The sequence below is a fragment of the uncultured Maricaulis sp. genome, from assembly GCF_963976135.1.
In the GTDB taxonomy this organism is placed as follows: Bacteria; Pseudomonadota; Alphaproteobacteria; order Caulobacterales; family Maricaulaceae; genus Maricaulis.
This window is the reverse complement of sequence record NZ_CAXBKN010000151.1, coordinates 1-4,182: the sequence shown is the minus strand read 5'-3', so window position 1 is coordinate 4,182 and position 4,182 is coordinate 1. Positions and strand designations below refer to the sequence as shown.

The window sequence follows — 4,182 nt, the reverse complement described above, 5'->3', positions numbered from 1 at the left end:
TGGCTGACGCCGAGCTCGCTAAACATGGTGTGGTACTGGTAATTGACCTCGACCATGATCACCGAGCGATTGCGCTGCAGCACGCCGGCGGGCACCGGTGCGCCGCCACCCTCGGCAAAGGCTGTCATGCCGACGGCATCACTCCATTGCACCCTCACCTCGTCAGAGCCGTTCATCAGTACGCTGGTGATGCGCATCTGCAGCGGGCCGGCATCGAAGGGCGAGATGATGACGCCGCCGGCGGTCATGATATCGGCCATCTCGCCATCGGTAATGACATCGTCCTGGGCGACCAGATCCGCCAGGGCGCTGGCGGCGCTGGTAATCTTGCGATCAATAGACAGGGCGAGGCTGATCTCGACCGCGCCAAGATAGAGCAGGATCATGAAGGGGGCGATGAGGGCGAACTCAACCGCTGATGCGCCGCGGCGATCACCGGCAAACCGCCGCAGGGATCGTTTGAGGGCTCTAATCATCGAAGGGCTCGTTCCGGAATACGCTGGCGGCCGACAGTAGGCGCTGATTGCCGCCCATATTCGACATTGCGCCACCGAAATTCGGTGTCAGCAATGACCAGCGATAGAAGACGCGAACCAGCACGATGTCGCCGGCCTCGCCCGGATCCCAGCCGAAACTGCCGCTATCAAGGGAGCCGTCCGGATTGACCGGGCTGCCTTGGTCAACCGTGTTGAAACCTTCGAACACCCGGACATCGAATTCCAGCCGGTCGCAATTGCCGATGACCTCGATCCGGGTACAGATTTCATCGCGGAATTCATTGCGGGTCATGCCGGCCGCCTGGGCCTGGCCGGTGCGGATTTCGCGTGCGGTCTCCAGCACGGCATTTTCAAGCACGGTGCTGGTGAAGAAGACGCTGGCGATCTCGATCATCGCGAACAGCAGGAAGAAGAAGGGCGCAGCGACCATGGCAAATTCAACCGCTGTCGCGCCCGATTGGTCGCGACGGGCACGGCGCAGCAGCCGAAGGAGCGGCTGGCCGGAGATTTCGGGCGTCAGGCGGGCCATGATCGTGACTCCACGGGATGAGGGTGTCGACCGTCTGCGGTCAGGACGGGTCGCCGATGGCCGACTCGGCAATGGCCAGGCGGCCCGATTGCTGGTCGCTGAGCAAGGGCACGCGTGCTGGATCATCGCCAACGCGGGGCAGTTCATCGCAGGTTTCCGCGCAGGAATAGGTCGAGCGCTCCGACCCCCGATATAGCGCCACCTGGCCCTGGACCGGATTGGTGACGACGATGTCGCGCGTGTAGATGACGCGGCCGATGCGATCCATGGCGATGACATTGGTGCGACCCTGCAGCCGTCCGGTCAGGACGAGGGTGCGGCCGTCATGCACAAGTGCGTCAGCGATGGAGGGGTTGCCGATAATGATGGCCGAGGCCTCGCCGGGCAGACGCACGACCTGTGCATGCTCGACAGAGATCGTCAGATCCTCGGCGAGCGCAGGCGCTGTGCATATGAGGGCGAGGGTCATGATGGATGCAAATCGGCAGATCATGGAGGCGCTCCGTCCACACGGGTAATCCGTGTATGAGCCATCATCTCGCGCGCGTCTGAATCTTTTCTAAACGCGGGTGCAATTGTTCATGCCGAAATCAAGAGGGCATTATTGTCATTTTGTTTACTATAGCGACGGTTCGGTGATATATAGTTTTTGTTAAGTACGAATATTTACTGGCTGGAAATTCTTCTCGTGTTTATTGGTCAGCGTTCAGGAGGGGTCGGGACGGATCGTCTCCTGGTGGTGTGGACCTTTCACGGGAGTAAAAAAAATGAAGATGATTTCTCGCTTTTTCAAAGACGAATCTGGTGCAACTGCAATCGAGTACGGCCTCATCGCCGCTCTGATCGCCGTCGTCATTATTGGCGCTGTCACTGCGCTCGGCACCGAGCTTTCCGGGAATTTCGCCGCGATTACCGCCGCGATCTAAACCGGCACCCAGAATACCGGGTTAAAGCAAGGCCGCTCCGAAAGGGGCGGCCTTTGTTTATTGTTTCAACCCCTGTACTGAACAGATGCTTGTCGGCGCCAACCTGCCATTAATGCTCTCGCGCTAATGTGACCGCATCTGCAGACCGGGGGATGATTCCATGCTTCTTCAAATCGCCATAGCGGGCCTCGTGGCGCTGCTCCTGTTTGCCGCCTTCAGCGACGCGACCCGATTTACCATCCCCAACTGGCTGACCATCACCATCGCCCTGCTGTTTCCGGTCGCCGCCCTTCTGGCCGGGTTCGGCTGGGCCGAGGCCGGCAATCACCTCCTCGCCGGTCTTGTTGCGCTACTTCTCGGCATGGCCTTGTTTGCGCCGGGCTGGGTTGGTGGCGGTGACGCGAAATTATTTGCAGCGACGGCTTTGTGGTTCGGCTGGCCGGGTCTCGCCGTCTTCCTGATTCACACAGTGCTGGCCGGCGGGGTGCTGGTGCTGGTCCTGGTCATTGCTCGCAAAGCCCTGCCCATGGCGGGTATTTCCCCGGAAAAACTGGCCGGAACAGCGCTCGCACCTGCTGCACCTGTGCCCTACGGCATCGCGATTACCGGCGGTGCCTTGTGGAGTTTGCCAGCAACAGTGTTCGCATTTCAGTTTTGAAGCGACAGAAAAACCGCATGAAATACGGCAATGACAGGAGAGAATTAACGAGGCTTTGAGGAATTCGACGTCTCATCACCGGTGTATTCGTGTGCCCGAGAGGTTTGAGGCGTCCAATGAACGCGGTCCGTATTGCCATTCTAGTTGCCGCAGCGATCGCTGCGATTGCCGTGGCATTCTTTGTCAGGCAGGCGATGTCGCGCCCTGAAGTGCCGCAGGCTGTGGTGGTCGAAGAGCGGCCGGCTGTCCGGATTCTGGCCGCGCGGCGTGATCTGGCGATTGGCGAACGAGTCGGTGCCGCCGATTTCTATTGGCAATCCTGGCCCGATGAGGCGATGAGCCCGGGCTATATCATTGAAAATCGCGACCAGGGCATTGAAGACTTTGCCGGTTCGGTGGTCCGTGCCCCGATCGGTGAGGGCGAACCGATTACCGGACGCCGTCTGGTGCAGCCGGGTGATGCCGGTTTCATGGCAGCCGTGCTGTCGCCGGGGATGCGCGCCGCCGCCGTGCCGATTTCAGCCGAGCGCGGCGCCGGCGGTTTCATCCTGCCGAATGACCGTGTCGATGTGATCGTATCCTTTGAGGAGGACGTTCAGGGCCAGCGCGGTTCAACCCGTGCCTATGTTGCGCGCACCATCGTTGAAAATGCCCGCGTGCTGGCGATTGACCAGACCTATGGCGAAGGCGAGGAGAATGTTGTCGGTGAAACGGCAACGCTTGAACTGACCCCGGACCAGTCTCGCGCCGTCTCCCTGGCTGTGGCCCGCGGCGAGGTTTCGCTGGTCCTGCGCAGCCTGCTCGATAATGAGGCCGGACCGGTCCTGCTCAGCGGCGGCGAGGGTCCGGAGACGGCCCGCGACGTCGATTCCGACAATTTCAGGCAGAGGAATGTGACCCTGATCCGTTACGGACATTCACAGACCATTGCCCTGGCCGACGACAATTGAGGTTTGAGGTGATGATCCGCTCCCTGCTCCTGTTCGCCGCTCTGGCGATGACTGCGCCCGCGCTGGCGCAGGCGCCCGGCAGCGAGCGCGGCAATACGATGCAGGTCTATATCCGCGAACCGGGCAATGGTCCGGTTTCCGAGAGCCTGCTTCTGCCTCTGAGCAAGGCGGCCGTGATCAATCTGCCGGTCGATGCTGTCGATATCCTCGTCACCAATCCCGAAGTCGTCCAGGCCGTGATCCGGACGCCGCGCCGGGCCTATCTGCTCGGTATTTCGGTCGGGCAGACCAATGCTTTCTTCTTTGACGCTGATGGCCAGCTCATCCTGGATCTTGATTTGCGGGTTGAGCGCGACCTGGGTCCGCTGCAGGAATCGCTCAACCGCTTCCTGCCCAATGCCCGCGTCACCGCGGAAGCGATGAATGATCATATTGTCCTGTCCGGCTCGGTGCCGAACGCAGTCGATGCCGACACTGCCCTGAGCATTGCCCAACGCTGGGTCGATGATCCGGCGCAGATCCTGTCGATGATCTCCATCGAGGGGCGCGACCAGGTAATGCTCAAAGTGCGCATTGTCGAAATGCAGCGCTCCATCGTGCGTCAATTGGGCGTCAATCTGAA

General features: G+C 60.6%; 7 protein-coding genes. 4 read left to right on the top strand and 3 right to left on the bottom strand.

Annotated features, from left to right (window positions below; genetic code table 11):
- The 3 genes from AAC023_RS13855 to AAC023_RS13845 form a co-directional block, all read right to left on the bottom strand.
- Positions 1-476, bottom strand: a 476-nt coding sequence (locus tag AAC023_RS13855) for a TadE/TadG family type IV pilus assembly protein (protein WP_339741782.1), incomplete at its 3' end; no start/stop codon positions are given.
- Entirely contained in the window at positions 469-1,026 is a 558-nt protein-coding gene (locus AAC023_RS13850; protein ID WP_339741781.1) for a TadE/TadG family type IV pilus assembly protein, read from the bottom strand. The genes AAC023_RS13855 and AAC023_RS13850, both read right to left, overlap by 8 nt.
- Positions 1,027-1,066: 40 nt before the next feature.
- Positions 1,067-1,495: a pilus assembly protein N-terminal domain-containing protein gene (locus AAC023_RS13845; RefSeq protein WP_339741780.1), complete on the bottom strand. Its 429-nt coding sequence runs from the start codon at positions 1,493-1,495 to the stop codon at positions 1,067-1,069.
- Between the two features lie 298 nt (positions 1,496-1,793).
- Here AAC023_RS13845 and AAC023_RS13840 point away from each other — a divergent pair, with 298 nt between their 5' ends.
- From AAC023_RS13840 to AAC023_RS13825, 4 genes are all read left to right on the top strand, one after another.
- Entirely contained in the window at positions 1,794-1,952 is a 159-nt protein-coding gene (locus tag AAC023_RS13840) for a Flp family type IVb pilin (RefSeq protein WP_091766720.1), read from the top strand.
- A 160-nt stretch (positions 1,953-2,112) separates the two neighbouring features.
- Entirely contained in the window at positions 2,113-2,610 is a 498-nt protein-coding gene (locus tag AAC023_RS13835) for a prepilin peptidase (protein WP_339741779.1), read from the top strand.
- Positions 2,611-2,726: 116 nt separating this feature from the next.
- Entirely contained in the window at positions 2,727-3,560 is an 834-nt protein-coding gene (gene cpaB, locus AAC023_RS13830; protein WP_339741778.1) for a Flp pilus assembly protein CpaB, read from the top strand.
- A gap of 11 nt (positions 3,561-3,571) precedes the next feature.
- Positions 3,572-4,182 (top strand): pilus assembly protein N-terminal domain-containing protein (locus AAC023_RS13825; protein WP_339741777.1); only part of this gene is annotated, 611 nt, incomplete at its 3' end.